Origin of the sequence: Labrys wisconsinensis, from assembly GCF_030814995.1 — a bacterium.
In the GTDB taxonomy this organism is placed as follows: domain Bacteria; phylum Pseudomonadota; class Alphaproteobacteria; order Rhizobiales; family Labraceae; genus Labrys; species Labrys wisconsinensis.
Window position 1 is genome coordinate 60,251 of sequence record NZ_JAUSVX010000011.1, and the last position, 26,792, is coordinate 87,042.

Annotated in this window: 30 protein-coding genes; 25 read left to right on the plus strand and 5 right to left on the minus strand. The window is 68.3% G+C overall.

Annotation, left to right across the window (positions count from 1 at the left end; translation table 11 throughout):
* Window positions 1-93: 93 nt before the first annotated feature.
* The 7 genes from QO011_RS25500 to QO011_RS25530 all read left to right on the plus strand — a co-directional run bounded on the left by QO011_RS25500 (window position 94) and on the right by QO011_RS25530 (window position 7,586).
* Window positions 94-1,008: a LysR family transcriptional regulator gene (locus tag QO011_RS25500; RefSeq protein WP_307278352.1), complete on the plus strand. Its 915-nt coding sequence runs from the start codon at window positions 94-96 to the stop codon at window positions 1,006-1,008.
* 216 nt (window positions 1,009-1,224) lie between these two features.
* Entirely contained in the window at window positions 1,225-1,968 is a 744-nt protein-coding gene (locus tag QO011_RS25505; RefSeq protein WP_307278354.1) for an SDR family NAD(P)-dependent oxidoreductase, read from the plus strand.
* 110 nt (window positions 1,969-2,078) lie between these two features.
* Entirely contained in the window at window positions 2,079-3,311 is a 1,233-nt protein-coding gene (locus QO011_RS25510) for a branched-chain amino acid ABC transporter substrate-binding protein (RefSeq protein ID WP_307278356.1), read from the plus strand.
* Entirely contained in the window at window positions 3,311-4,399 is a 1,089-nt protein-coding gene (locus tag QO011_RS25515; protein ID WP_307278359.1) for a branched-chain amino acid ABC transporter permease, read from the plus strand. The genes QO011_RS25510 and QO011_RS25515 overlap by 1 nt, the downstream gene beginning before the upstream one ends.
* Window positions 4,400-4,403: 4 nt before the next feature.
* Window positions 4,404-6,065, plus strand: coding sequence for a branched-chain amino acid ABC transporter permease (locus tag QO011_RS25520; RefSeq protein ID WP_307278361.1), 1,662 nt, complete (start codon window positions 4,404-4,406; stop codon window positions 6,063-6,065).
* A 4-nt stretch (window positions 6,066-6,069) separates the two neighbouring features.
* Complete coding sequence (locus QO011_RS25525) at window positions 6,070-6,876, plus strand: ABC transporter ATP-binding protein (RefSeq protein ID WP_307278364.1); 807 nt, start codon at window positions 6,070-6,072, stop codon at window positions 6,874-6,876.
* Window positions 6,873-7,586, plus strand: coding sequence for an ABC transporter ATP-binding protein (locus QO011_RS25530; RefSeq protein WP_307278366.1), 714 nt, complete (start codon window positions 6,873-6,875; stop codon window positions 7,584-7,586). Before QO011_RS25525 ends, QO011_RS25530 begins: the two co-directional genes overlap by 4 nt.
* Here the strand turns inward: QO011_RS25530 and gcvA are convergent.
* The 3 genes from gcvA to QO011_RS25545 all read right to left on the minus strand — a co-directional run bounded on the left by gcvA (window position 7,543) and on the right by QO011_RS25545 (window position 10,357).
* Entirely contained in the window at window positions 7,543-8,586 is a 1,044-nt protein-coding gene (gene gcvA / locus QO011_RS25535; protein ID WP_307278369.1) for a transcriptional regulator GcvA, read from the minus strand. The genes QO011_RS25530 and gcvA overlap by 44 nt on opposite strands.
* A 242-nt stretch (window positions 8,587-8,828) precedes the next feature.
* Window positions 8,829-9,551, minus strand: coding sequence for a ribonuclease activity regulator RraA (locus tag QO011_RS25540; RefSeq protein ID WP_307278371.1), 723 nt, complete (start codon window positions 9,549-9,551; stop codon window positions 8,829-8,831).
* Between the two features lie 20 nt (window positions 9,552-9,571).
* A complete protein-coding gene (locus tag QO011_RS25545; protein WP_307278374.1) occupies window positions 9,572-10,357 on the minus strand; it encodes an SDR family oxidoreductase in 786 nt (261 codons plus the stop codon).
* A gap of 94 nt (window positions 10,358-10,451) precedes the next feature.
* On the opposite strand from QO011_RS25545, the gene QO011_RS25550 reads away from it, so the two are divergent.
* The 14 genes from QO011_RS25550 to QO011_RS25615 all read left to right on the plus strand — a co-directional run bounded on the left by QO011_RS25550 (window position 10,452) and on the right by QO011_RS25615 (window position 22,535).
* Complete coding sequence (locus tag QO011_RS25550; protein ID WP_307278376.1) at window positions 10,452-11,312, plus strand: LysR family transcriptional regulator; 861 nt, start codon at window positions 10,452-10,454, stop codon at window positions 11,310-11,312.
* Window positions 11,313-11,453: 141 nt separating this feature from the next.
* The gene (locus QO011_RS25555; RefSeq protein ID WP_307278379.1) at window positions 11,454-12,185 is read left to right on the plus strand and encodes an SDR family NAD(P)-dependent oxidoreductase; all 732 of its coding nucleotides are present in this window, start codon (window positions 11,454-11,456) and stop codon (window positions 12,183-12,185) included.
* Window positions 12,186-12,226: 41 nt separating this feature from the next.
* Window positions 12,227-13,315, plus strand: a complete 1,089-nt coding sequence (locus QO011_RS25560; protein WP_307278382.1) for an LLM class flavin-dependent oxidoreductase — start codon at window positions 12,227-12,229, stop codon at window positions 13,313-13,315.
* A 59-nt stretch (window positions 13,316-13,374) separates the two neighbouring features.
* Window positions 13,375-14,136: an SDR family NAD(P)-dependent oxidoreductase gene (locus QO011_RS25565; protein WP_307278384.1), complete on the plus strand. Its 762-nt coding sequence runs from the start codon at window positions 13,375-13,377 to the stop codon at window positions 14,134-14,136.
* A 111-nt stretch (window positions 14,137-14,247) separates the two neighbouring features.
* The gene (gene ehuB, locus QO011_RS25570; protein WP_307278385.1) at window positions 14,248-15,123 is read left to right on the plus strand and encodes an ectoine/hydroxyectoine ABC transporter substrate-binding protein EhuB; all 876 of its coding nucleotides are present in this window, start codon (window positions 14,248-14,250) and stop codon (window positions 15,121-15,123) included.
* Between the two features lie 85 nt (window positions 15,124-15,208).
* Complete coding sequence (ehuC, locus tag QO011_RS25575) at window positions 15,209-15,886, plus strand: ectoine/hydroxyectoine ABC transporter permease subunit EhuC (protein ID WP_307278388.1); 678 nt, start codon at window positions 15,209-15,211, stop codon at window positions 15,884-15,886.
* Entirely contained in the window at window positions 15,886-16,578 is a 693-nt protein-coding gene (gene ehuD, locus QO011_RS25580; protein WP_307278391.1) for an ectoine/hydroxyectoine ABC transporter permease subunit EhuD, read from the plus strand. The genes ehuC and ehuD overlap by 1 nt, the downstream gene beginning before the upstream one ends.
* Window positions 16,575-17,453, plus strand: a complete 879-nt coding sequence (gene ehuA / locus QO011_RS25585) for an ectoine/hydroxyectoine ABC transporter ATP-binding protein EhuA (RefSeq protein WP_307278394.1) — start codon at window positions 16,575-16,577, stop codon at window positions 17,451-17,453. Before ehuD ends, ehuA begins: the two co-directional genes overlap by 4 nt.
* A gap of 30 nt (window positions 17,454-17,483) precedes the next feature.
* Entirely contained in the window at window positions 17,484-18,227 is a 744-nt protein-coding gene (locus tag QO011_RS25590) for an SDR family NAD(P)-dependent oxidoreductase (RefSeq protein ID WP_307278397.1), read from the plus strand.
* 35 nt (window positions 18,228-18,262) lie between these two features.
* Window positions 18,263-19,033 (plus strand): SDR family NAD(P)-dependent oxidoreductase, encoded by a 771-nt coding sequence (locus QO011_RS25595; protein ID WP_307278401.1) that lies wholly within the window; start codon window positions 18,263-18,265, stop codon window positions 19,031-19,033.
* Between the two features lie 131 nt (window positions 19,034-19,164).
* Window positions 19,165-20,220 carry an LLM class flavin-dependent oxidoreductase gene (locus QO011_RS25600; protein ID WP_307278405.1) on the plus strand — a complete coding sequence of 352 codons (1,056 nt, stop codon included), beginning with the start codon at window positions 19,165-19,167 and terminating at the stop codon, window positions 20,218-20,220.
* A 426-nt stretch (window positions 20,221-20,646) separates the two neighbouring features.
* Window positions 20,647-21,213 (plus strand): flavin reductase, encoded by a 567-nt coding sequence (locus tag QO011_RS25605; protein ID WP_307278408.1) that lies wholly within the window; start codon window positions 20,647-20,649, stop codon window positions 21,211-21,213.
* Window positions 21,210-21,584, plus strand: coding sequence for a VOC family protein (locus QO011_RS25610; protein WP_307278411.1), 375 nt, complete (start codon window positions 21,210-21,212; stop codon window positions 21,582-21,584). Before QO011_RS25605 ends, QO011_RS25610 begins: the two co-directional genes overlap by 4 nt.
* Window positions 21,585-21,596: 12 nt before the next feature.
* Window positions 21,597-22,535 (plus strand): dihydrodipicolinate synthase family protein, encoded by a 939-nt coding sequence (locus QO011_RS25615; protein WP_307278414.1) that lies wholly within the window; start codon window positions 21,597-21,599, stop codon window positions 22,533-22,535.
* Between the two features lie 206 nt (window positions 22,536-22,741).
* Here the strand turns inward: QO011_RS25615 and QO011_RS25620 are convergent, their stop codons facing one another.
* Window positions 22,742-23,488 carry an SDR family NAD(P)-dependent oxidoreductase gene (locus QO011_RS25620; RefSeq protein WP_307278417.1) on the minus strand — a complete coding sequence of 249 codons (747 nt, stop codon included), beginning with the start codon at window positions 23,486-23,488 and terminating at the stop codon, window positions 22,742-22,744.
* Window positions 23,489-23,802: 314 nt separating this feature from the next.
* Here QO011_RS25620 and QO011_RS25625 point away from each other — a divergent pair, with 314 nt between their 5' ends.
* From QO011_RS25625 to QO011_RS25640, 4 genes are all read left to right on the plus strand, one after another.
* Window positions 23,803-24,426 (plus strand): LysR family transcriptional regulator, encoded by a 624-nt coding sequence (locus tag QO011_RS25625; RefSeq protein WP_307278420.1) that lies wholly within the window; start codon window positions 23,803-23,805, stop codon window positions 24,424-24,426.
* Window positions 24,387-24,851: a substrate binding domain-containing protein gene (locus QO011_RS25630; RefSeq protein WP_307279009.1), complete on the plus strand. Its 465-nt coding sequence runs from the start codon at window positions 24,387-24,389 to the stop codon at window positions 24,849-24,851. The genes QO011_RS25625 and QO011_RS25630 overlap by 40 nt, the downstream gene beginning before the upstream one ends.
* 188 nt (window positions 24,852-25,039) lie before the next feature.
* Window positions 25,040-25,441: a nuclear transport factor 2 family protein gene (locus tag QO011_RS25635; protein ID WP_307278423.1), complete on the plus strand. Its 402-nt coding sequence runs from the start codon at window positions 25,040-25,042 to the stop codon at window positions 25,439-25,441.
* 32 nt (window positions 25,442-25,473) lie between these two features.
* A complete protein-coding gene (locus QO011_RS25640) occupies window positions 25,474-26,232 on the plus strand; it encodes an SDR family oxidoreductase (RefSeq protein ID WP_307278428.1) in 759 nt (252 codons plus the stop codon).
* Between the two features lie 53 nt (window positions 26,233-26,285).
* Here QO011_RS25640 and QO011_RS25645 read toward each other — a convergent pair whose 3' ends face one another.
* Entirely contained in the window at window positions 26,286-26,780 is a 495-nt protein-coding gene (locus QO011_RS25645) for a DUF3237 domain-containing protein (protein ID WP_307278432.1), read from the minus strand.
* Window positions 26,781-26,792: the final 12 nt, after the last annotated feature.

Consider the following 26,792-nt stretch of genomic DNA (forward strand, 5'->3'; position numbering starts at 1 on the left):
GCGCGGTGCAGCGATCCCGCCGTGGAATCTATGGACAGCCGATGAACTTAGAAATAGAAACTATGGAAATCCGAGGTTTCGAAATTTGTAATCATGGCCAGGCTGCCGGACCTTGAGGGGCTCGCCATCTTCGCGAAGGTCGCGGAGTGCCGCTCCTTCGCCGAGGCTGCCGCGGAGCTGCGGCTTGCGAAAGCAACCGTGTCGAAGGCGGTCGGCAGGATCGAGGCACGGCTCGGCGCGCGGCTGATCATCCGCACGGCCCGCCGCTTCGAGCTGACGGATGCCGGACGGCAGCTGGTGGGGCGCGCGGCCCACATCCTTGCCGAAGGGGAGGCTGCCGAGGATGCGACCCGGGCCCAGGCCCGATCGCCACGGGGATTGGTGCGTCTGGCGGCGCCCATGTCCTTCGGCACGATGCAGGTGGCCCCGCTGCTGCCGGACTTTCTTGCCGCCTTCCCCGAAATATCGATCGATCTGCATTTGAGCGACGCGACGACCGATGTGATCGGCGAAGGGTTCGACGCTGCGATCCGCATCGCCGTCCAGCCCGGAGCCTCGCTCGCCGCGCAGCGGCTGTGCGAGATGCCGCGCTATCTCGTCGGCTCGCCCGCCTACCTCGACAGGCATGGAAGACCCAGGCACCCGCTCCACCTCACGGAGCACCGCTGCATCGGCTACAGCTACACCACGAACACGGAGGCCTGGCGCTTCACCAGGGGCAGCAAATCCGCCAGCGTGCGGCCTTCGGGCCCGCTTCGCGTGAACAATGGCGATGCGATGATGCCGGCGCTGATCGCGGGCACCGGCCTCGGCATATTGCCGGAATTCTTCCTGCGCGAGGCGATCGAATCCCATCGGCTCGAGCGCCTGTTGCCCGACTGGTCGATTCCGCTCGGCGCCGTCTACTGGGTGACGCCGCCCGAGGGGCCGTTGCCCAAGCGCGTCGAAGTCCTCGGCAGCTATCTGATCGAGAAGCTGGCCCAACAACGGCCAGCATCCGCTTCATGAGCGTTTGCCCTGGAGGCGCATGCTTTGGCATTTCTTCCTCGGGGCCAGGCCGGCCGGAGCGCGGCGAGCCTCGCCGACGACGCCGAGACCGGACTGTCCGATAAATTTCTCTAATCCATGATCGGCGCTTAAATCTGTCTTACGGGCAGTTTAGAAAAAGGCGTTTGCCATTTGCGCCCCTCCCTCCCGAAGTTACGGCGAGAGGAGTGCAGCACGATGGATCTGACGGGAAAGAACGTGGTCGTCACGGGCGGCGCCAATGGCGTCGGCAAGGCGGTCTGCCTGAGCCTTGCCAAGGCCGGGGCAGCCTGCGCCGTCGTCGACCTCAACGCCGAGGCATCCTCGATCGCCGTCGCTGACATCGAGGCCGCCGGCGGGCGGGCTGCTGCGATCATCGGCGACATCACCCGCAAGGAGGGCGCGGACGCCCTGTTCGATCAGGCCGTCGCCGCCTTCGGCCATATCGACGGTCTGGTCAACAGCGCCGGCATCTATCCCCGTTCCCCCCTGCTGGAGATCAGCGACGAGGCCTGGGACAGCAATTTCGCCGTCAATCTGCGCGGCCTCTACCACATGAGCGTCGCGGCGGTGCTGCACATGCGCGGGCGGGGCGGCGGGCGCATCGTCAACGTGAGCTCCGTCGCCGGACTGAAGCCGCACCCGGGGAATGCCCATTATGCCTGCATGAAGGCCGGCGTGATCAGCCTCACCAAGAGCTTCGGCCTCGAGTTCGCCAAGGACAAGGTGCTGGTCAACGGCATCGCCCCCGGCTGGATCGCCACCGACAAGGCCAAGGAGGCCGGCAACATCTTCCAGCCCTGGGCCCTGGCCGAGATGCCGATCGGCCGCGCCGCCGAACCCGCCGAGATCGCGGACCTGATCCTTTTCCTCCTGTCGGACCACAACACCTATCTCGTCGGCGAGACCGTCACGATCTCGGGCGGGACCTACATTTCCTGACGCTCCGGGCGGCGGCAGCCGACCATGGACGCCGATGGAGAGAGAGCAGCCGAGCCCACGGCAAAGATGGGCCGGTCATCCAGAATTCTGCAGAGAATAAGGGGAACACAATGACGATGAAGTCCTGGATTTTGTCTCTCGCGCTGCTCACGCCGGTGTCGAGCGCGGTGTATGCGCAGACGTCGGGGCCGGTGACGGACCCGATCGGCGTCGTCAAGCTCGCCCCGGGCGAGCCCATCGTGCTGGGCCAGTGGGGTTCGATGTCCGGCCCCGACTCGACCCAGGGCATCGACGAGCGCCGCGGCATGGAGGTCGCGATCAGCGACGCCGGCAGCCAGATCTCCGGCTTCCCGATCAAGCTCCTCTCCGAGGATGCGCAGTGCACCGCCGAGGGCGGCCAGCTGGCGGCGTCCAAGCTCGCGGGCACGTCGCAGCTCTTGGTGGCGCTCGGCCCGTCCTGCTCCAGCGGAGCGCGCTCCGGCGCCCCGATCCTGTGGAAGGCCGGCGTTCCCACCATCGGCATCGGCTCGAGCGCGCCGGCCCTGACCGATCCCGGCCGGCCGGAGGGATTCGCCGGCTTCATGCGCGTCGTGCCCAACGACATCGACCAGGCCGCCTTCGCGGCGCACTATGCCGCGGACATCCAGAAATACACGACGGCTGCCACGATCCATGACGGCAGCCCCTTCACCGAGCAGCTCGTCCGCGCCTTCGAGAAGACCTTCAAGGAGAAGGGCGGCAAGATCGTCGCGGCCGAGGCGATCTCCCCGAGCGATACCGACATGCGGCCGGTGCTCACCCGCATCGGCACCAGCAAGCCCCAGATCGTGTTCATGCCGATCTTCGTCTCCGCGGCCGCCTTCGTCACGCGCCAGGCCAAGGAGATTCCCGATCTCGCCAAAACCGAGCTCTTCGGCGCCGGCAGCACCTTCAGCCCGGGCATGATCGAAGCCGCGGGAGACTCCGTCGTCGATTTCCGCGTGCTGGCCGCCGCGGCCAACTCCTACGGCAAAGACTATCCGGAATACCTGAAGAAATATGCGGCCGCCTATGGCGAGGAGCCGACGGGCTCGTTCAGCGCGCTCGGCCACGATGCGGCGGTGATGGCCATCGCCGCGATCAAGAAGGTGGCGAAGGTCGACGGTGACGGCACCATGTATGTCGGCCGGCAGGCCCTTCGCGACGCCTTGCTCGAGACCAAGGACATCAGCGGCCTGAGCGGCCCGATCGCCTGCACCAAGCTGGGCGACTGCGGCTCTCAGGCCTATGCCGTCTGGAAATATACCGGCGGCGAGGTCGGCAGCTTCGAGGCGGGCAAGAATCCCGTTCAGATCGCGCCGTGATGACGAGCGCGATCGCGACGGCCGGCGCATTCCAGGACTGGATGCGCCGGAAGACCTGGGTCGACCATGCGTTGCTGGCGATCCGGCTCTGTGTTGCCGGCTTCCTGATCAGCGGATGCGTGCTGGGGCTCTCGGCCAACCGTTATTCCGCCGAGAACTGGATGTCCTTCGCGGTGTTCGGCCTGATCATCGGCAGCATCTATGCGCTGATCGCGCTCGGCTACACCATGGTCTACGGCATCCTGCGCATGATCAACTTCGCCCATGCCGATGTCATGATGGTGGGCTCCTATGCCGGCATGTTCGTGGCGACCACGCTGCAGGCCAAGGGCATGCTCCAGGAAGGGCCGCTCCTGTTCCTGCCGCTGATCATGGCGGCCGGCATGGCGGCGGGGGCGCTGGTCTCGCTGGGCATCGAGCGCGTCGCCTACCGCCCCTTCCTGCACGTGCGGTCCCTGGCGCCGCTGATCTCAGCCATCGGGCTCACCTTCGTGATCGAGTATTCCGCCCGCGGCCTGTTCGGCACGCGCAACCGCGCCTATCCCGGCTTCGGCTGGATGGAGGGCTCCGTGCAGATCGGCGCCCTTGCCATCCCGATCCAGCAGATCATCGCGTTCGCGGCGGCCGTGATCATGCTGGCGGCCCTGATGCTGGTGGTCTACCGCACGCGCCTGGGCAAGGCGATGCGCGCCGTCTCGGAGGATCGTGACGCCGCCGCCCTGTCCGGCGTCAACGTGGCTCGGGTCATCGTCCTGACATTTGCGCTCGGCGGCGCCATGGCCGGGGCATCCGGCGTTCTCTACGGACTGGTCTTCAAGCAGATCCAGGTCTTCATGGGCTTCTCCCTCGGCATCAAGGGCTTTGCCGCCGCCATCCTCGGCGGCATCGGCAACCTGCCGGGGGCCCTGCTCGGCGGTATCGTCCTGGGCCTGTCGGAGACGCTCGGGCCGGCCCTGCTGTTCGAAGGCTTCGGCGTGCCCGCGCCCTATCAGCTGCGGGACGTGATCGGCTACGGCATGCTGGTGATGATCCTGATCTTCCGTCCCCAGGGCCTCCTGGGCGAACGGCTGGCTTCGAAGCGGGCCTGACGCCATGACGTTCGAGATCACCACGAGCTCGTTCCGCCTCGCCAACCGCCAGGGTCGACCGGCTGCCGAGGCGGTGCGAGCGGGCCTGCTGGCCGGGGGCGCCGGCATCTTCTTCGCCCTGATCGGCGCCTATGCCGCGATGAACGCCCGCTTCATCATCGACGGCTGGCTGACGCTCTCGCAGGCCGCCATGCTGTCCTTCGGCATCGCGGCCGGCCTCGGAGCCGCCCTCAAGGGCCCCCCGACGCAGGATGCCGCCCTGCCGCTGTCGCGCAGCCTGATCGCCGGCCTCGTCTACGGCGCCGTGATGGCCGCCTTCCTCCTGCTGATCCGCTCCGTGGAGCTGCGCACCTATCTCGTCGCCGCCAATCCGATGCTGGTGCGTGCGCTCAGCTTCGTCGGCGAGCCGGGCTCCCTGCCGGCGGCCGGCACGCTGGTCGCGGCCGGCACCGCCACCGCGCTGCTGGGCGGCCTGGTCGGCCTCCTGTCGGCGCGCTGGCGCGGCGCGGTCCTGATCGGATTGCTGACGGTCGCCATGGCCGGCCTGTTCCGCGACATCGCCGTGGACATCCTCAACAATGTCGGTCTGCGCCCGGTGCAGCTGGCGGCCTTCGGCCCGGAAGGCGTGAAGCTCTGGGCGGCCTGCGCGCTGGCGCTCGCCGCCGCGGCCTGGCGCTATCGCAGCGCCGGCCGCCCGGCGACGGAGCGCGATCCGCTCCGCAGGCGCCGCATCGGCATCGCCGTCCTGGTCGCGGCGATGGTCCTGGCGCCTTTCGTCACCAGCGCCTTCATCGCGCAGGTCCTGGTGCTGGTCGCCCTGTACACGCTGATGGGCATGGGTCTGCATATCGAGCTCGGCCTCGCCGGTCTCGTCGATCTCGGGTTCGTGGCCTTCTATGCCGTCGGCGCCTATACGGTCGCGCTCCTGTGCTCCTCCAGCCCGGTCTCCATCGCCCAGCTGTCCTTCTGGGCGGCTCTGCCCATCGCCATCCTGCTCGCCGCCTTCTCGGGTTTCGTCTTCGGCCTGCCGGTGCTGCGCGTGCGCGGCGACTATCTGGCGTTGGCGACCCTGGGATTGGGGGAGATCATCCGCGTCCTGGTCGTCTCGGATCTCACCCGGCCGTTGCTCGGGGGCTCGCAGGGCATCATCGGCATCGACCGCCCGATGCTCGGCGGCGAGGAGATCGGCTCGCCGATCGCCTTCTACGGCCTGGCCCTCGGTCTCGCCGGCATTGCCGCCTTCGTCTCCTCCCGCCTGCAGTCCTCGAAGATGGGGCGGGCCTGGGTGGCGGTCCGCGAGGACGAGGACGTGGCGCAGGCCCTCGGCATCGACCTCGTCGCGGTCAAGCTGTGCGCCTACATCATCGGCGCGGGCTTCGCCGGCGCGTCCGGCGCGGTCTTCGCCGTGATGATCGGGGCGGTCTATCCGCATTCGTTTCAGCTGCTGATCTCGGTGAACCTCCTGTCGATCATCGTGATCGGCGGGCTCGGCAGCCTGCCGGGCGTCGTCATGGGCTCGCTGGTGCTGATCGGGCTGCCGGAGCTCCTGCGCGAGTTCGGCGAGTTCCGCTATCTCTTCTACGGCATCGCCCTGGTCGCCATGGTGCGCTTCAGGCCGGAGGGCCTCTGGCCGGCCATGGAACGGACGTCCCGCCATGGATCCTGACGGCATGCTCCTCGAGGTCCGCGGCCTGACCAAGCGCTTCGGAGGCCTGCTGGCGGTCGACCAGGTCAGCTTCGGCGTGAAGCATGCCGCGGTCCACGCCATCATCGGCCCGAACGGCGCCGGCAAGACCTCGGTGTTCAACTGCATCACCTCGTTCGAAAAGCCGACGAGCGGCGTCGTCCTGCTCGACGGCGCGCGCATCGACGGGCTGGCGCCCCATGTGGTCGCCGCGCATCGCGTGGCCCGCACCTACCAGAACGTGCGGCTGTTCCCGCATGTCAGCGCCCTCGACAATGTCCTCATCGGGCGGCATCGCCTGCTGAAGGCGGGGATCTGGGATGCGATCGCCGGCACGCGGCGCTTTCGGCAGGAGCAGGCCGCCGCCCTGGAGGTGGCGCGCGAGCTGCTGGCCTTCGTCGGCATCAGCCATCGCGGCGACACCCTCGCGCGCAACATGCCCTATGGCGACCAGCGCCGGCTCGAGATCGCCAGGGCCCTGGCGACCGATCCGCGCCTGCTGCTGCTCGACGAGCCGGCCGCCGGCATGAATCCGCAGGAGGGCATGCGCCTGGTCGGCCTCATCCAGCGCATCCGCGAGGAGAGGGGCGTCACCGTGGTCATGATCGAGCATCACATGCGGGTGGTGATGGCGGTCTCCGATCGCATCACCGTGCTCGATCGCGGACATGTCCTGGCCGAGGGCAGGCCCGCCGAGATTCATGCGGACGAACGCGTGATCGCCGCCTATCTCGGCACCCCTGCCGCCGACGATCGACCGCCTTCGGATTTCAGGGAGGTGCGGGGCGCATGAGTCAGACGCTCGATGTTCAGAACATCTGCGTGTCCTACGGGATGGTCGAAGCCGTCCGCAATGTCAGCTTCCGCGTTCCGAAAGGCAGCATCGCCGCGATCGTCGGCGCCAACGGCGCGGGCAAGTCGACCATCCTCAATGCGCTGAGCGGGCTGCGCAATCTCACCGGCGGGCGCGTGTGCCTCGGTGAGCGCGATATCAGCCACCTTCCGCCGCACGAGCGCGTGCCGATGGGGCTGGCGCAGGTGCCGGAGGGCAGGCGCCTGTTCGGCCGGATGACGGTGGCGGAGAATCTGGAGATCGGCTTGTTCGGCCGCCCGGACGGCGGCCGCGATCGCGCCGTCCTCGACAAGGTCTTCGACCTGTTCCCGAGGCTGCGCGAACGCGCCGGCCAGATGGCCGGAACGCTCTCGGGCGGCGAGCAGCAGATGGTCGCGATCGGCCGGGCGATCGTTGCGGATCCGCAGGTGCTGCTGCTGGACGAGCCGACGATGGGGTTGTCGCCCCTGCTGGCCGAAACCGTCCTGCAGACGATCTCCGCGATCAACGCCACCGGCGTCACCGTTCTCCTGGTCGAGCAGAACGTCTATCGGGCCCTGGAGATCTCCAACCACGCCTTCGTGCTGGAGACCGGCGAGATCGTGCTCGACGGTCCGGCCTCCGCGCTCATGCATGATCCGAGGGTGCGGGCTGCTTACCTCGGACAGTGAGCGTGGCGCGCAGCCTGTCGCCGGCGAGCCTGCCGACCGTGTCCTGCGCCTCGCGCCGAAGCCAGGCGCGCAGCACCTCGACCGCCGGCTTCTCGGCGAAGGCGACGCTGGTGAGGATGTAGTAGCCCTCGGTTCCCAGGTCGAACGTGGTCTCGAAGGGCGCGACCAGCCGGCCGGCCGCAAGATCCTTGCCCGCCAGGATGTAGTTGCTCAGGCAGACGCCCTGGCCGGCGACGGCCGCTTCGAGCATCAGGGCCGCATCGCTGAAATAGAGCACGTCGCCGTAGGAGAGGGGCTCGCCCTCGGCGGCGTCGATCCAGCTCGTCCAGGGGCTGCCATGGACCTCGTGCAGCGTCGTGGCGCGCTTGAGGCTGGCCGGCGTGCGCAGGTCGTGCTCGTCGCGGTACTGGGGGCTGCAGACCGGAAAGTGGTAATCCCGCGTCAGGGGCTCGGCGAGGATGTCGGACTTCCAGTCGCCGGTGCCCCAACGGATGGCGACGTCCACGTCCTGGCGCCGGAAGTTCACGGGGTCGTTCGAGGCGAGCAGCGTGATCTTGATCTGCGGGTGCTCCGCCATGAAATCCCCGAGGCGGTTCACCAGCCAGCGCGACGCGAGGGATGTCGAGACGTTGATGCACAGCACCGTGGAGGCGGCGGGGTCGCCGAGGCGGCCGCAGACCTTGCTGAGCAGGATCAGCGCCTCCTGCACGACATTGGCCAGGGTGGTGCCGTCGCGCGTGAGCTCGACCTGGCGCGGCAGCCGCCGGAACAGACGGGCGCCGAGAAAGTCCTCGAGCTGGCGGATCTGCTGGCTCACGGCGGAGGGCGTGACGCACAGCTCGTCGGCCGCGCCGCGAAAGCTGCGATGGCGTGCGGCAGCTTCGAAGACCCGGAAGAGATTGAGCGGGGGCAGGCGGGGCGCCTGGCGCCGCTGCCGCCCATGCTCGTTCGGCGCGCCGGTGATGAGCTCTTCGAGCCATTGATTTCGAGGTGTATCCATTCCGTAATCCCCAGCTGAAAGTCAGCTCGTCATGTTTTTATGGTTTGAAAAAATTCTCTTCGGGCGCTCCTCGATCGGCTATTGGCCCTACTTCCAATACTAAAACCCCTCCTTCTCTCAATCGGAGGTTCTCGATCTGGGACCTCAGCTTGATGATCGGCTATGGTGCTCCAAGGAGTCCGTCGTGCAAAGCGAAAAGACGCACGGCTGCATCACAAATACCACGACGGACCTTCGGAGCCCTACCGGCCGGCCTTCCAGGCCTCGTAGCGGGCCTTGGTCGCCTCGTTCATCGGATAGAGTCCGGGCAGGGGCACGCCCTTGTGCACCTCGTCCATGATCCAGGCTTCCATCCGCTCCTGCTCGGGCCCTTCCGCCAGCACGGCGTCGAGCAGCGCGGCCGGGATCAGGACCGCCCCGTCCTGGTCGGCGACGACGACATCGTCCGGAAACACCGCGACGCCGCCGCAGCCGATCGGCTCCTGCCAGCCGACGAAGGTCAGGCCGGCGACGGAAGGGGGGGCCGCCGCCCCGCTCGCCCAGACCGGCAGAGCGGTGCCGAGCACGCCGGCAATGTCGCGGACCGCGCCGTCGGTGACCAGCGCCGTGACGCCGCGCTCGCGCATGCGGGCGCAGAGGATGTCGCCGAAAATGCCGGCATCGGTCATGCCCATCGCGTCGACCACCGCGATGCAGCCTTGCGGCATGTCCTCGATGGCCGCGCGCGTCGAGATCGGCGAAGCCCAGGAGGCCGGGGTGGCGAGGTCCTCGCGCGCCGGCACGAAGCGCAGCGTGAAGGCACGCCCGACAAGACGGCGCTGGTCCGGCTGCAGCGGCTTGGAGCCGCGGATCCACACCGAGCGCAGGCCCTTCTTCAGCAGGATGGTGGTGAGGGTGGCTGTCGACAGGCCCTCCAGAACCTCGACCGTCTTCGGATCCAGGGGCGGGGCAGTTTCGGTGGACATTGGTCGGGCTCCGGGGTTGGTCAGATGCTCTGGATCAGGCCGCCGTCGATGCGGATGATGGAGCCGGTGATGTAGGATGCGCGCCGGCTGGCCAGGAACGCCACGACGTCCGCATATTCGCTGGGATCGCCGTAGCGCCCGACCGGGATCGATGCGGTGCTCTCGGCGATGACCTCGGCCACGTCGCGGCCCTCGCGCTTCGCCTTCTGCTCGTCGAGGAAACCGATGCGGGCCGTGGCGATGCGTCCCGGCAGCACGATGTTGGCGGTGATGCCGTCCCGGCCGACCTCCCGTGCCAGGGTCTTGGACCAGCCCACGAGCGACGAGCGCAGGGCATTGGACAGGCCGAGATTGGCAATCGGCGCAATCACGCCGGACGAGGTCGAGGTGATGATCCGCCCCCACCGCGCCGCGCGCATGGCGGGGAGGACGCGGTCGGTGATCGCGATCACCGACAGGACCATGGCCTGGAACTGCTTCTGCCAGAGCTCCGGCGCCTGCCCCGAGACGGGCGTCGGCGGCGGGCCGCCGGTGTTGTTGACGAGCACGCCGATGGCGCCGAGCTCGGCTTCGATGCGCGCGATGGCCGGCTCCACCACGGCGAGGTCGGCGAGATCCCATTGGAGCGCCACCGCCCGGCCGCCGCCGGCGAGGATCGCGTCGCGTGTCGCCTCGGCGGCCCCACCGTCGATGTCCGCCACGGCCACCGCGGCGCCCTCGCGCGCCAGCGCCCGGGCGATGGCGCCGCCGAGCCCGCCGCCGGCGCCGTGCACCAGCGCCACCTTGTCTTCGAGACCCAGATCCAAGTCCAACTCCTCAAGCGATGCGATCGTGAAGGCTCGCACGGATCGAGAAGCAATAAAATATCGCTTTTTATAGCTTTGAAAGATAAGAAATCTTATGGATACACGGTTCCTGGAAAGCTTCATCGCCATCGTCGATGGCGGCTCGATCGCCGAGGCCGCCCGGCAGCTCAACCTGACCCCCGCCGCCGTCGCCCAGCGCATCCAGGCGCTCGAGGACGAGATCGGCGCGCCGCTGCTCCTGCGCGCCGGGCGACGGGTCGCTCCCACCGCCGCGGGCGTCGCCGTGGCGGCGCGCGCCCGCAGGCTCGTCCGGGACGTCGCCGAGCTTCGCATCGCGGCCGGGCGGGGGACGCCGGCCGGCGAGCTGCGCGTCGGCGCCATCTCGACGGCGCTGACCGGGATCCTGCCCGACGGCCTCAAGCGCATGATGCAGGCGTTTCCGGCCATCGAAGTCTATGTCGTCCCCGGCCGCTCGGTCGATATCTATCGCCAGATGCTCGACGGCGAGCTCGACGTCTGCGTGATGGTGCAGCCGCCTTTCCGCTATCCCAAGCCCTTCTGCTGGTCCGAGCTCAGGGCCGAGCCCCTGATCGTGCTGGCGCCGGAGGCCACGGAGGGGGAGGATCCGCTCGACCTGCTTCGCACGCAGCCCCTGATCCGCTACGACCGGCGCTACTGGGGCGGGAGGCTCATCGACGGCTATCTGCGGGCGCAGGCCGTGGTGCCGCGCGACCGGCTGGAGCTGGATTCGCTCGAGGCGATCGCCGTGATGGTGGATCGCGGCCTCGGCGTCGCCCTGGTGCCCGACTGGGCGCCGCCCTGGCCGGCCGGCCTGGCCCTCCGGCGCCTCGCCCTGCCGCCCCCCGTTCCCGTGCGGCGCATCGGCCTGTTCTGGATGCGCAGCTCGCCGCGCCTCGCCCTCGTCGAGGCCTTCCGCAGCATGATGGAGGTTTAGCCGGAGCGCGACAGGTTAGCTATACTTATCGCAGGCATCGCACGGGCTTTCGCTTACGCGTGCTTAAGGATTCGTCGTTTGTCAGGGCTGTCTTCTTGGCTTCACCTTTCGGTGCACCGCCATGAAGGAGCCTGGAAGACAATGAACGGCAAGAACGTAGTCGTGACCGGAGCGGCCGGGGGCCTCGGAAGCGCGATCTCCCTGACATTGGCCAAGGCCGGTGCCGGCATCGCGGTGCTGGACGTCAACCCCGACGGCGCGCGGGCTCTCGCCGAGAAGATCCGGGCGCTGGGCGGCAACGCCGTGCCGATCGTCGGCGATCTCACCACGCGGGAGGGCGCCCATGGCCTGTTCGCCGAGGCCGTGCGGGCCTTCGGCCATATCGACGGCCTCGTCAACAATGCCGGCATCTATCCCCGCCGGCCGATCTTCGAGATCACCGACGAGGAATGGAACGCCAGCCTCGGCGTGAACGTGCGCGGGCTCTATCACATGACCGTGGCTGCGGTCGAGCACATGCGGCCGAGGCGCGAGGGCCGGATCGTCAACATCGCCTCGATCGACGCCTTCAAGGCCCATCCCAAGAACAGCCACTATGCCGCGACCAAGGCCGCCGTCGTCAGCCTGACGAAGACCTTCGGGCTGGAAGTGGCGCCGCTCGGCATCCTGGTCAATGCGGTGGCGCCGGGGCCGATCGCGACGGAGACGGCCAAGAAGATGGGCTTCCTGCCGTCGATCGAAGCCGAGACCCCGATCGGCCGCGCCGCCGAGCCCGAGGACATCGCCGAAGTCATTCTGTTCCTGATCTCGGATCGCAATCGCTACATGGTCGGCGAGACGGTGGTCGCCGCCGGCGGATACTACATCCCCTGATCCGCCCGATCGTCATCAGCAGCCTATCTGGGAAAAGATCTATGAAATTCGGTCTGTTCAACCTGATGTCCCTGCGCGACAATCCGGATGGAGTCCGCGGCGTCATTTCCAACACCCGGCAGATGATCGCCCTGGCCGAGGATATCGGCTTCGACATCGCCTGGTTCGCCGAGCATCACTTCAACAACTACTCCCTCAGCCCTTCGCCGCTGGTGATGTGCGCCCATTTCGCCGGCGTGACCAAGAAGATCCGCCTCGGCGCCGGCGTGGTGGTCCTGCCGCTCTACCACCCGATGCGCGTCGCCCAGGAGATCGGCCTGGTCGACCAGCTCAGCGACGGCCGCTTCGTGCTCGGCGTCGGCACCGGCTACCAGATCTACGAGTTCGAGCGCTTCAACAGCCCGATCGCCCAGAAGACCGAGGTCTTCCTCGAATATTGGAAGATCCTCGAGCAGGCCCTGACGACCGGCCATGCCTCGCTCGACGGCGAGTTCATCAAGGCCAAGGACACCGTCTTCACCCTGCGTCCGCGCCAGGCGCCGATGCCCGAGCTCTTCGTCACCTCGGTCGACCCGCGCATCCTCAAGGCGGTCTCCAAGTATGACGCGACTCCCTTCCTGACGGCCGGCTGGCGCGGCACCAAGACCCTGATCGAGATGGCCGGCAATGCCCGCAAGGCCTGGGGCGCGGCCGGGCTCGGCCATCGCCCGATGCCGTTCGCCCTGCAGCAATACATCCATGTCACCGACAGCAAGGAGGAGGCGCTGGAAGCCGCCGAGCGGGCCCGCTTCGTCGGCCGCATGGTGATGGCGCTGCGCCAGCCGCAGGTCTCGCTGGAGGGCACGTTCCTCAATGCGCCGCCGCTGCCGGACGAGCCGCCGCTGGAAACCTTCCGGGACAATCTCATCATCGGCGATGCACATTACGTGGCCGAGCGCATGGCGGAGGAGGTCCGCCTGCTCAACCCGGTTCACTACAACTGCTTCTTCCAGTTCGGCGACATGCCGATCGGACGGGCGCTCCGCTCGCTCGAGCGCTTCGGCTCGGACGTCGTGCCGCTGCTGGAGCGCGCCGTCGGCCCGCTCGATGCGATCGGCAAGGTCGGCGCCGAGGGCGTCGCCGCCGCCTGATCTCCCGCGGGCGAACGGCCGGGGGGCCGTCGCCCCAGTCTCATCAGCCCGAGGGTGCCATGAAATCGAATTTGGAAGGACGCACGGCGGTCGTCTCCGGCGCGGGAGCCGGCATCGGCCGTGCCATCGCCGCGAGGCTGGCCCAGGAAGGCGCACGCCTCGTCATCAGCGACATCAATGCCGAGCGGGTGGAGAGAGCCGAGGCCGAGCTGCGGGCAGGCGGCGCCGAGGTCAGCGCTCTCGTCGCCGACGCCGCCAGCAACGAGGGCATCGCGGCGACCTTCGCCGCGGCGCTCGAGGACTTCGGAAGCCTCGACATCCTGGTCAACAATGCCGGCGTGCCCGATCACTGGAAGACGATGCTGGAAGTCTCGGACGAGGCCTGGGATCGCCATCTCGGCATCAACCTCTCCGGTCCCTTCAAGGCCTGCCGTGCGGCGGTGCCGATCATGATCAAGCAGGGCAAGGGCGTGATCATCAACCTGGCTTCGATCTCCGGCTTCCGCGGCGGTCGGTCCGGCTTTGCCTATACCGTCGCCAAGCACGGCGTGATCGGCCTGACCAAGGCCGTGGCCGTCGAATATGGCGCGGCGGGCATCCGCTGCAACTGCATCTCGCCGGGCTCGGTCGAGACCAGCCTCGCCGGCATGGACGGCATGTCCGAAGAAGGATTGAAGATCCGCGAGAAGGGCATCGTCACCCGGCCGCCGCGCGCTCAGCCCGACGACATCGCGCCGGCCGTCGCCTTCCTGGCCTCGGACGACAGCCGCTACGTCAACGGCACGAACCTCGTGATCGACGCCGGCTGGACGGCGTGGTGACGGATCCATCCCGCTTACGGGGCATGGCCGATCTGAAGGAACTCTAGAGAAAACATAAGTATAAAATTCGTCCAGAGTGCGCGTAGTATAAGCAAAACAGAGGGGTAAAAAATGAAACTCAAGTCCGTCTCCATCGCCGTGAGCGCCCTCGTCCTGGGCGTGGTCGCCAGCCTCGCGACACTGCCGGTCCAGGCCGGCACGCTCGACGACATCCGCGCGCGCGGCTTCGCGCGCGCCGCGATCCACAACGAGCCGCCCTATGCCTTCATGACTCCCGACGGCACGGCGGCGGGCGTCGGGCCGGAAGTCATGACGGCCGTGCTCAAGCGCCTCGGCGTCGAGCAGATCGACTGGGTCGTCACGCCGTTCTCGACCCTGATCCCCGGCCTCAAGGCGGGCCGCTGGGACGTGGTCGCCGCCCAGCAGTCGATCTTCCCCGAGCGCTGCCAGCAGGTCAATTTCGGCAACCCGACCAGCACCGCCGCCGAGGCTCTGCTGGTCAAGGCGGGCAATCCGAAGAAGCTGCACAGCTATGACGACATCAAGAACGATCCGACCGCCAAGGTCGCCGTGCCGACGGGCTCGGTGCAGCTCAAGTACCTGAAGGCCTACGGCATCCCGGACGATCGGATCGTGCTGTTCTCGAACCATGCCGACGCGCCCGAGCTGGTGCTGTCGGGCCGCGTCGACGCCTACACGATCGAGGACGCGGCTGCCGACCTTCTGCTGCGCAGCGGCCGGGTCAAGGGCCTGGAAGTGGCCGATCCCTTCAAGATCCCCGTCGTCGACGGCAAGGAGGTGATCAGCTATGCCGGCGCGACCTTCAAGAAGGAAGACACGGACTTCGTCGAGGCCTTCAACAAAGAGCTCGGCGCCTTCGAGAAGACGCCCGACTTTGCCGCGATCATGGACAAGAACGGCCTGCGCCCGATCAGCGCCAAGCGCGCCCTGGCGATGACGGCGGCCGAGCGCTGCGCGGGCAAGTGAGCCCGCCGCGATCCCGGGGGGCGGCCGGACGAGGCGATCCGGCCGCCGCTGCGTTGGTTGTTCGGCAGCTGAAAGGCGGCGCTCCATGGAAGACATGCTCGGCTACCTGCGTTACCTCGCCGTCGGCATGAAGGCGACGGCCACGGTCGGCTCCATTTCCTTCATTTCAGCGGTGCTGATCGCGCTCGTGGTCGGAATCGTCCGGGCGCAGCAGATTCCCGTCCTCAAGTCCGTCGCGTTCGTCTATGTCGAGATCTTCCGCGGCACCTCTCTCCTGGTGCAGCTCTTCTGGCTCTACTACACGCTGCCGCTGTTCGGCATCACCGTGGCGCCCCTCACGGCCGCATGCCTCGGTCTTGCGTTGAACTCGGGCGCCTATGGCAGCGAAATCGTGCGCGGCGCGCTGCTCGCGGTTCCCAAGGATCAGCTCGAGGCGGCGACCGCCCTCAACCTCAACGCGGCGCAGACCCTGTGGAAGATCACGCTGCCGCAAGCCGCGGTCGAAATGGTGCCTCCCTTCGGCAACCTGGCGATCCTCGTCCTCAAGGACACGGCGCTGGTCTCGATGATCTCCATCGCCGATGTCGCCTTCAAGGCGCAGGAGCTGCGCACCTTTACCTATGACAGTGCGCGGATCTACACGGTGACGCTGCTCGTCTATTTCGGCATGGCGCTGATCGTCATGGCCATCGGCAGGATCGCCGAGCATTATCTGCGACCGCCCTACCTGCGTCGGCGCACCATCCTGCTGGGACGGGCGTGATGGCCAGCGATCTCAACGTCGATACCAGCTCGACCCTAGCCTTCCTCCTCGCCGTGCTGCCGCTGCTGCTGAAGGGGCTGCAGGTCACCGTGGCGGCGGCGCTGCTCGGCTTCGTCGTCGCCGCCGTCGCCGGACTCTTCTTCGCGGTCCTGCGGCGCTCGTCGTCCCGCCTGATCACGTGGCCTCTCGTCGCCTTCCTCGAATTCGTGCGCGACACGCCGCTGCTGATCCAGCTGTTCTTCCTCTACTATGTCCTGCCGCAATACGGCATCGTGCTGCCGGCCTTCGTCACGGGCGCCGTGGCGATCGGCCTGCAATACAGCGCCTATACGGCCGAGATCTACCGCGCCGGCATCGAGGCCATCGCGAAGGGCCAGTGGGAAGCCTCGACCGCGCTCAACATGAGCCGGGCCCGGATCTACGGCGTCGTCATCATCCCCCAGGCCATTCCCCGTGTCGTGCCGGCGCTCGGCAACTGCCTGGTCGGCATGCTCAAGGAAACGCCGATCCTGTCCACCATCTCCGTTCTGGAGATGCTCAACCTGGCGGTCATCATCGGCGACCGGACCTACCAGTACACCATTCCGCTGACCATCGCCGGGATCCTCATGCTCGTGGTCACCAGCGTGTTTTCCTACCTGATCCGGCTGGTCGAGCTCGGCCTGCCGAAACGAGGGGTGCCCCTGCGATGACCGACATCATCGAATTCGAGACCGTCACCAAGTCCTTCGGCGCGCTGACGGTGCTCGACCGGTTCGACTTCCGGGTCCGGCAGGGCGAGAAGGTGACGCTGATCGGGCCGAGCGGATCGGGCAAGTCGACGGTGCTGCGCATCCTGATGACGCTCGAGCCGTTCGAGGGCGGCAACATCCGGATCGCCGGCCAGTCCTACCACATGCCGGACGGCAAGGGCCCCTTCCGCGCCACGCAGGCCCATCTGTTCAACATCCGCAAGCATGTCGGCATGCTCTTCCAGCAGTTCAACCTGTTCCCGCACATGACCGTGCTGCGCAACATCACCGAGGCGCCCGTCAGCGTGCTGGGCCTCTCCAAGGCCGAAGCGCGCGAGCGCGCCATGGACCTGCTCGCCATGGTGGGGCTGAGCGACAAGGCAACCTTCTATCCCAACCAGCTCTCCGGCGGCCAGCAGCAGCGCGTGGCCATCGCCCGCGCCCTGGCGATGCGCCCGAAAGTGCTGCTGTTCGACGAGCCGACCAGCGCGCTCGATCCGGAGCTGGTGGGCGAGGTCCTCAACGTCATCCGCAAGCTGGCCGAGGAGCACGACCTCACCATGATCATGGTGACCCACGAGATGCGGTTCGCCCGCGAGATCTCCGATCGCGTCTGCTTCTTCGACAAGGGCAGGATCGTCGAGGAGGGGCCGCCGGACCAGCTCCTGGTGCGCCCCTCGCACCCGCGCACCGCCGCCTTCCTGGCGGCCGTGCTCGGCGAGAGCAGCCGACCGCCGCTGCCGGACGACGCCGACCGGCAGGTGTCCCGGAACGGGCCGCAGCCGCATCCCGACACGCCGGCACAGGTCCTCGGCCGGGCCGGCGCCGCCGCCTGAGCCATTCGCTCCGCATCACGAGAGGATGTCATGAACCGTATCGAACTCTCCGGCCAGGTCGCCGTCATCAGCGGCGGGACAGGCGGCATCGGCCTGGCGACGGCCCGGCGCCTGAGCGGCGCCGGGGCAACCGTCGTCCTGTGGGACATCAACGAGCAGGCGCTCGCCGCCGCGGCCGCGGAGCTGTCGGGGGTGCACGGCATGACCGTGGACATGCTCGACGCCGAGGCGGTGTCCGCGCGCACGGAGGAGGTGATGCGACGGTTCGGGCGCATCGACATCCTGGTGAACTGCATCGGCATCGAGGCGAGGCGGGCGTCGGTGGTGGACTACGACGTCGCCGAGTGGCGGCGGCTGGTCGACATCAACCTCACGGCCACCTTCATCGCCTGCAAGTACGTGGTGCGCGCCATGCAGCAGCGCGACTACGGCCGGGTCGTCACCATCTCCTCGACCGCCGGCAAGGACGGGAACGCCTTCGACGCCGCCTATTCCTCCGCCAAGGCCGGCATCATGGGCTTCACCAAATGCATCGGCAAGGAGCTGGCCACCACGGGCATCCGCGTCAACTGCGTGTGCCCGGCCGCGATCGAAAGCCCGCTCTTCAGCCGCCTGCCGCCGGAGCAGCAGCAGTTCTCGATCGGCAAGATTCCGATGGGGCGGCTCGGCAAGGTCGACGAGGTGGCTTCGATGATCGCCTGGCTTTGCACCGAGGAGTGCTCCTTCTCCACCGGCGCGACGTTCGACGTCTCGGGCGGACGCTCCACCTATTGAGGCGTCCGGCATCACAGAACCAGCAGGCTGGAATCATGAAGGACATGGGATCGGCGGCCGCCCTCGTCACCGGCGGCGGAACGGGCATCGGGCGCGCGACCGCGCTGGCGCTGGCCGAAGCCGGCGTGCGCCGGATCGCCATCAGCTATGCCTCCTCGCAGGCCGATGCCGCCGGGACGGTCGGCGGCCTCACGGCGCTCGGCGTCGAGGCCTTCGCGGTGCAGGCGGACGTGCGCCGCGAGGGCGAGGTGAAGGCCATGGTGTCGGCGCTCACGGAGCGTTTCGGCCGCCTCGACATTCTCGTCAACAATGCCGGCACGACGCGCTACGTGCCGATCCGCGATCTCGATGCCCTCAGCGACGAGATCTGGGATGTCACGCTCGACACCAACCTGCGCGGCGCCTTCTATTGCTGCCGCGCCGCCGCGCCCCTGCTGAAGGCCGGCGGCGGCGTGATCGTCAATGTCGCCTCAATCGCCGGCATCCGCGGCGCCGGATCTTCGATCGCCTATGCCGTCTCCAAGGCCGGGCTGATCCAGCTCACCCGCGTCCTGGCCGTCGCCATGGCGCCCGAGGTCCGGGTGAACGGCGTCGCGCCGGGGATGGTGCAGACACGCTGGATCGAGCGCGGCGGCGGCGCAACGACGACGCCGGCGGAGGCCGAGCGCGTGGCGGCCAGCACGCCGCTGGCCCGCGCGGCCATGCCGGAGGATGTGGCCGACGCCGTCCTCGGCCTGATCCGCAGCCGCGCCGTGACCGGCGAGACCCTCGTCGTCGATGGCGGCAAGAGCCTCACCTATGCCTGACGCGTTCCCCTCGCGTCGGCGGTTTCCTCCGGGCGCCCACGGGGCCCGCTGCACAGGACAAGCATCATGTTCGCTCTCGATGCCGATGCCGGCCACAGCGTCCGCTACGCCAAATCCACAGGAGGCGGGCGATGAAGCTTGGCCTGTTCAACCTGATGGGCCTGCACGACCGCAACGTCTCGCCGATCTCGGTCATGCAGACGACCATCGACGCCGTGAAGCTGGCGGACGATTTCGGCTTCGACGTCGCCTGGTTCGCCGAGCACCATTTCACCAACCATTCGATCTGCCCGTCCTCCCTCCTGATGATCGCGCGCTGCGTGGCCGAGACGCGCCAGATCAGGCTGGGGTCGGCGGTGCTGGTGCTGCCCTTCTACAATCCCCTGCGCCTGGTGCAGGAGGTGGCCTTTGCGGCGCTGGTCGCCGGCGGGCGCCTGGTGATCGGCCTGGGATCGGGCTATCAGCCCTATGAATTCGACCGCTATCGCGCCGACATCGCCAGCAAGAACGAGATCATGCTCGAGGTCTGGGACCTGCTCGAGCAGGGCCTGACCCATGGCTATGTCGAGCATGACGGCGACCACTTCCAGATCGAGCACACGGAGCTGCCGATGCGTCCGCTGGGCTTCACGCTGCCCGAGATCTTCGTCGCGGGCAGCGATCCGGCGGTGGTCGCCCGGGCGGCGGCGCGCGGCTGCACGCCCTTCATGAGCTTCGGCCATCGCGGCCTTGCCGCCGCCTCCGCGTTTCGAGATCGCCTCGCCGAACGATGGGCCCTCGGTGGTGGGAATCCCGAGACCATGCCGCTCGCCGTGCAGCGCTACATCTACATCACCGACGATCCCACCGAGGCGCAGCATGCGGCGCTCTGCGTGCGCGATCTCGCCCGCGCGGCCGTCAATCTGAATTCGCTCACGCCGTCCAAGGAAGGCGTGTTTCTCCGGCTGATGCCGCTCAACGACGAGCCGCCGCTCGACGACTTCATGGAAAACGCCATCATCGGCCCCGCCAACCAATGCGCCGAGAAGCTGCAGCGGGAAATCGAGACGCTGCGGCCCACGCACATGTCCTGCTTCATGGGATTTGCCGGAATCGGCCGCTCCCAGACGCTCGCCTCGATGGAGCGCTTCGGCTACGAGGTCATCCCCCAGCTCAAGGGCCTCGTCGAGACGCGTCACGCCCCATGAGCATCGGCTGGTGTTCGCGTGGATGGCCGGATCAAGTCCGGCCATGACGGAACCGTCGCAGATCGGGAGGCGGCGGTTGCGCCACCCTCGACCGTCATGGGCGGACTTGATCCGCCCATCCACGCGAACGCAACCAGTGCAGGGGCTTTCGCAACCCGGCCGGGACGAATGACTGCCAGCACCTATGTTCGCGTGGATGGCCGGGTCAAGCCCGGGGCCATGACGCTCTGCGTTGGTTATCTCCGGATGACGCATTAGCTGATCTAATCCTGGCGCGTGAAGCAAAATCAGGTGAACTGTCGATTAGAAGAGAACGTTTGAGAGCCGACGGCAGTTCGGACAAGTTGTTCCTGCGATCGAGATCGCACAGGGCGCCCGATGCGCCAGGTTGACCATAGCTCAGGGCATGATCCGGTGAATGCAATGATGGCTGCCGCCAGGCGCAAGACCAGAGACAGTTTCGTCGAGCCCGCCGCCTTTCGCTCCGCCATGCGCGAGCTCGCAGCCGGCGTCACCATCGTCACGTCGGGCGTCGGCCTGCACCGTCGCGGCCTGACGGCGACGGCCGTGTGCTCCCTGTCCGTCGAGCCTCCGACCCTGCTGGCCTGCATCAATCGCGAGGCCGAATGCCACCGCGTCATCCTGGAGCACGGCATGTTCTGCGTGAACGTGCTGGGCGCCGCCGGCGAGGCGCTCGCGGCGCGCTTTGCCGGGCGCGATGGGGTTCGAGGCGCCGAGCGCTTCCTTCACGGCGACTGGGGCACGCTCACGACAGGCGCGCCGGTGCTCGGGAACGCCGTCGCCGCCTTCGACTGCTCCCTGCTCGAAGTCCTGGATGGCGGCACCCACTCCATCTGCATCGGCCGGGTCGAAGCCGTCGCCGTCGGCGCGAGCCAGCCGGCGCTGGTGTACCGGGCCGGCCTGTTCGCCCATGTCCATCCGGCCGGCGCGGTGGCCTCGCGAACCGAAAGCAAAGCGCAGGAAACGCCATGACCAGGCTTCCCCGACTTCAGAACGTGTTCTACGGCGTGACCGACATGCCCCGTGCACGCCGCTTCTATGAGGCGCTGTTCGCACCCGCGCTGAAATATGCCGATGGCGAACGCTGGATCCAGTATGATGCGGGCGGCTCGCCTTTCGCGCTTGCCGGCGCCGGCGAGGCGCATGCGAGCATGATGGGGGCTGCCGCGGTGTTCGAGGTCGGCGACCTCACGGCCTGCGAGGCGCTGGTTTCGCAGAGCGGCGGAACGGTCCTCGAAGCGCGCGACATGGGCGCCCACGGCACGACCCTGGTGGTGCGTGATCCGGAGGGGAATGTCGTGCACCTGTGGTCTCGCGCGCCGCGCGCGAACGCCGTCGCCTGACTCGAGGACGCGATGAGCCTGAACACCAGCGCAAGGGGCGTCTACGCCATCGCGCCCACGCCCTTCCATGCGGATGGACGCATCGACCACGGCTCCATCGACCGCATGACCGACTTCTATGCCGAGGCCGGCTGCAGCGGCATCACGGTGCTCGGCCTCATGGGGGAGGCGCCGAAGCTCGAGCCCGAGGAATCCGTGGCGATCGCCGAGCAGGTGATCCGCCGGTCCACGCTGCCCGTCGTCGTCGGCGTCTCCGCCCCCGGCTTTGCCCCGATGCGCCGTCTGGCGCGACGCAGCATGGAGAGCGGCGCGGCCGGCGTGATGATCGCACCGCCCCCTGCGCTGCGCAGCGACGAGCAGATCGTCGGCTATTTCAGTCAGGCAGTGGAGGCGATCGGCACGGACATCCCGTGGGTCCTGCAGGACTATCCCCTGTCCCTCGGCGTCGTGATGAGCCCGGGCGTCATCGCACGCATCGTTGCCGAGATCCCGTCCTGCGTGATGCTCAAGCACGAGGATTGGCCGGGACTGGAGAAGATTTCGACGCTTCGCTCGTTGCAGGCGACGGGCCGGATGCGCGCGCTGTCCATCCTGTGCGGGAACGGCGGCCTCTTCCTCGACCTCGAAACCGGGCGCGGGGCGGATGGCGCCATGACCGGCTATTCCTTCCCGGAGGCGCTGGTCGACCTGGTGCGGCTGGCCGCGGCCGGCGAGCGCGACCGGGCCCACGATCTCTTCGACGCGCATCTGCCGCTGATCCGGTGCGAGCAGCAGCCATCCATCGGCCTGGCGGTGAGGAAATACCTCTTGATGCGGCGCGGCATCCTGGCCTCCGACACGCAGCGCAAGCCGTCGGTCTGCCTCACCGCGCGCGCCATCGCCGAGATCGACTATCTCGCCGCGCGGCTCGCGCGCCACGACGAGCGGGCAGGGGTGTTCCTGCAGGGGTAGCGCCTGCGATCGGCGCAGCTCTGCGCCGATCGCAAGGACGACGCCCGCCGTCGCACCCTCGGCCCCGCGGTCTCCGGCCGGCGGCAGCGGGCGCTGGCGCTGGCAAGGCCCGCCCTCGCCGGCGGGCGTCGACCATCCGACCATGCCTGCCGCCGGCCGAACGCTCGACGGTGAAGGGAGCGATGCCGGCCGCTCCGGTCCGGCGCTCAGAGCTTCGAGCCGCCGTCGACCCGGATCGTGTCGCCGGTGATCCAGCGGGCCTGATCGGAGGCGAGGAAGGCGATGACGCCGCCGACATCGTCAGGCTCGGCGAGACGCTTCAGGGCCTGGATGCCGAGCGTGAAGTCGCGTCCCGCCTCGGTCCTGGTGAAGCTCGACATGTCGGTCTGGACGACGCCGGGCGCCACGGCGTTGACACGGATGCCGCGCGGCCCCAGCGCCGCCGCGAAATGCCTGACGAGCGTGTCGACGGCGCCCTTGGTCGCGGCATAGGCGTAGAGCGTGCCGACGGCGGCCCGCGCGGCCAGCGACGAAACGAGCACGATGCTGCTGCCTTCGTGCAGGATCGGGAGAAGCTGCTGGACGAGGAAGAAGGGTGCGCGGACATTGACCGCGAACAGACGGTCGAAATCCTCGACCGTGGTCTCCTCGATCGAGGCCGCCTTCGAGACGCCGGCGTTGGCGACCAGGATGTCCAGGCGGTCGCCGACGACGGCGCGAACCCGGCTTGCGAGCCCGTGGGGCCCATCGGGCGCGGCGAGGTCGGCTGCGAGGGCATCGGCGCGGCCGCCGGCCCGGCGGATCTCCGCGACGACGGCCTCCGCCTCCGCCTTGGCCTGGCCGTAGTGGACGAGGACCTGCGCGCCACCCTCGGCGAGGGCCAGGGCCGCGGCACGGCCGATGCCGCGCGAGGCGCCGGTGACGAGAGCCGTCTTTCCCGAAAGCGTGGTCATGGTCGACGTCTCCTGGGGCTGGTCATTGCGGGTGTCCTCGGCTCCGGCACCATGCCTCACCGGCATGCATCGCCGCGGCGGATCGCGGACGGCCGGCGGTGGTGCGATGCCCGTCTGCCTTGCTGAAAAGAGCGTAGCCATTCGCCCTTTCCCGCGGAAAGACTTTGTGAGTCCATGGTCATGCCTGCTGGGTATGACTTGCCCGTCGCGATCGCGGATTGGAAGGCGTGCGGGACGGCGTCCGCGAGTTCAGGACCTGCCCCGGCATTGCGGCCCGGAGCGTGACGCCGCGGCCATCGATCGCGTCGAGGTACGTGACGACCGCCTTCGCGTCCTCCCCGCCGTGCCGGCACGAACGGGCTCGTCTTGCCGGCGGCCTGCGTTCGTGTCCATGTATCGGATGCATCAATCGCCGCGGACCGGGCAGGGCCGGTCCGCTCCGGGAGGAGCCGCGGGTCTTGATCAAGGACACTTTCGCCCTCCGTCTCTACACGCGGGTCGCCCGCCTCGGCAGCTTCTCGGCGGCTGCCCGGGAATGCGGGCTTTCGCAATCCCAGGCCTCCCGCATCGTCGCCGATCTCGAGGCCGAGCTCGGCGTGAGGCTGCTGTCGCGCACCACGCGCGCCGTCGTGCCGACGGAAGCGGGGAGTGAGTTCCTGGCCCGCGTCGAGCCCATCCTGGCGGCGCTGGACGAGGCGGAGCACAGCGTTCGCGAGGGCGGCGAGCTGCGTGGGCTCGTCAGGATGAGCATGCCGACCAGCTTCGGCATTCGTGACGTCATTCCCCGTCTCGCCGCCTTTGCGGACCGGTATCCCGACCTGCATATCCAGATCCAGCTGGCCGACCGGCGGCAGGATCTCGTGAGGGAGCCGTCGATGTCGCGCTGCGGCTCGGCCGTCTGCCCGATTCGACCGCGACGGCAAAGCTCATCGCCATGATCCCGCGCGTCGTGGTGGCTTCGCCCGGCTATCTCGCCCGCCGCGGCATGCCGGAGACGCCCGAGGATCTCGTCCGGCACCGCATCGTCGGCGGCTCGGCAGCCGCCGTGCCGACGGCCTGGCGGTTCGAGCGGGACGGCCGGGACGCCGCGATCAAGCTCGAGCCGCATTTCTCGACCGACGAGAACGAAGGGGCCATTGCCGCGGCCGTGGCCGGCTTCGGCATCACCTCGACAAGCGGCTGGGCGTGCCGGCGCGAGCTGGAGGACGGCTCCCTCGTGCGCCTGCTGCCCGCGTGGACATTGGCAGGCATCCCGGTCCACGCCTATTTCCCGATGGGGCGTGCGACGCGCGCCGCGGCGCGCGCGGCCATCGATCACCTCGTCGCGGCTTTCGAGCGGATGCCGTCCGACATGCCGCCCTGAGCCTTCTCGTCCTCGCGTGGCGGAGCGTGCGACCGGCAGGCAAGCCCGGCCATTGATGCGTAAGATGCATAGAAACTAGCAGAAATCCGGTGCTACCGCATCGGGTGGCCGCGGACGATTCTCTCTCGCGACAAGAGCCGGCACGGGGCTTCCGCCCACCGCCGACGCAACCGGAGAAAGGGCCGTCCATGCCCAGGACCACACCGGAACAGAACAAGGCGCTCGTCCTCGAAGCCTTCGACACGCTGTTCAACAGGCGGGACTATGCCGCTGCCGAGCGCTTCTGGTCGGATCGCTACATCCAGCACAGCGCCCATATCGCGCCCGGCCGCGAGGGCCTGTTCAGCCTGGTCCGCACGCTGCCCGCCACGCTGAAATACGAGAACCAGCTCATCCTCGCCGAGGGCGATCACGTGATTGCGCATGGCCGGTTCTCAGGCAATGGCCGGGTGGCCGCCTGGGTCGCCGCCGACGTCGTCCGCATGGAGGACGGCAAGCTCGCAGAGCATTGGGACGTGCTCCAGGACGAGGCGACCAGGGCTCAATCGGTGAGCGGGTTGCCGATGTTCGGCGACCGCTTTCCGGGCTGACCGTCCCGTCACCGACCTTCAGGAGACATGCCATGAAGCTCACGGGCAACACCATCTTCATCACCGGCGGCGGATCGGGCATCGGCCGCGGCCTCGCCGAGGCACTGCACGAGCGCGGCAACACCGTGATCATCTCCGGCCGCCGGCGCGCCAATCTCGACGCGGTCGTCGCCGCCAACCCCGGCATGGCCGCGGTCGAGCTCGACATTGCCGATCCCGCCAGCATCGACGCCGTTGCCGCCGGGCTGATCGCCGACCATCCCGATCTCAATGTCCTCATCAACAATGCCGGCATCATGCTGCCGGATCAGGCCGCCGGACGGATCGACGACAAGCTCCTGGTCGACACCGTGACCACCAACCTGGTGGGGCCGATCCGCATGACGTCGGCGCTGGTCGAGCACCTCAGGGCCAGGAACGACGCCGTCATCGCCTACACCAGCTCCGTCCTGGGCTTCGTCCCGATGGCGGCCACGGCGGTCTATTCGGCGACGAAGGCGGCCCTGCATTCCTATGCGCTGTCGCAGCGCTTCCTGCTGAAGGGGACAGGCGTGCGCGTGCTCGAGATCGCGCCGCCCTGGGTGCGCACCGACCTCATGAACAGCCGCGAGGCCGAGGAGGCCATGCCGCTCGACCAGTTCATCGCGCAGACCATGGCCGTGCTCGGCACGGATGCCGACGAGATCCTGGTGGAGGGCGCGAAGGCCTTCAGGGCCAATGTCGGCCCGAACGAGCACGGCCTCGTCGACAGCTTCAACGCGTTCGCATCCGCGCGCTTCGCGGGCGGCTGAGGCGGGGCGCCGCCCCCGTCGTCCACGGAGCGGCATCGCGGCCATCGGCGCAGCTACAAAACCTCGAAGACGCTGTAGACCGGACCTTCGGCGAGGCGATGACCGAGGCCGACGGCGATGACGCCGTTCAGCCAGGCGTATCGCGGCGCCTCCGTCTCGAAGAGCGGCGCGATGCGGAAGTAATAGCTGGCGGGATCGACGGGCTCGCCCTTCTCCAGGCGGGCGATGACGTCGGCCGGCCCCCGGCGGATGCCGCGATAGGTCATGCCGATGAGCGCGTCGTCCGTCGTCTTCAGCACCAGCCGGACATCGAGGGTCGTGCTGCCGTCGCTGCGGACGGCCTGCCAGTCGCTGCCGCCGTCCAGCACCTCGCCGGACAGTCGCTCGCCCTCGAACAGTCCGCCCGGCACGACGCCGACACGGCGATAGGCGCCCGGCGTCGCACCGACCACCTGCAGCCTGCGCACGTCGAGGCGCATCACGAAGAGCGGCTTCGTCCGCACCTGCCGGAGCACGTCGGGAAGGTCGTCGAAGAGGTTGCTCGCCATGGCGGGGCTCCT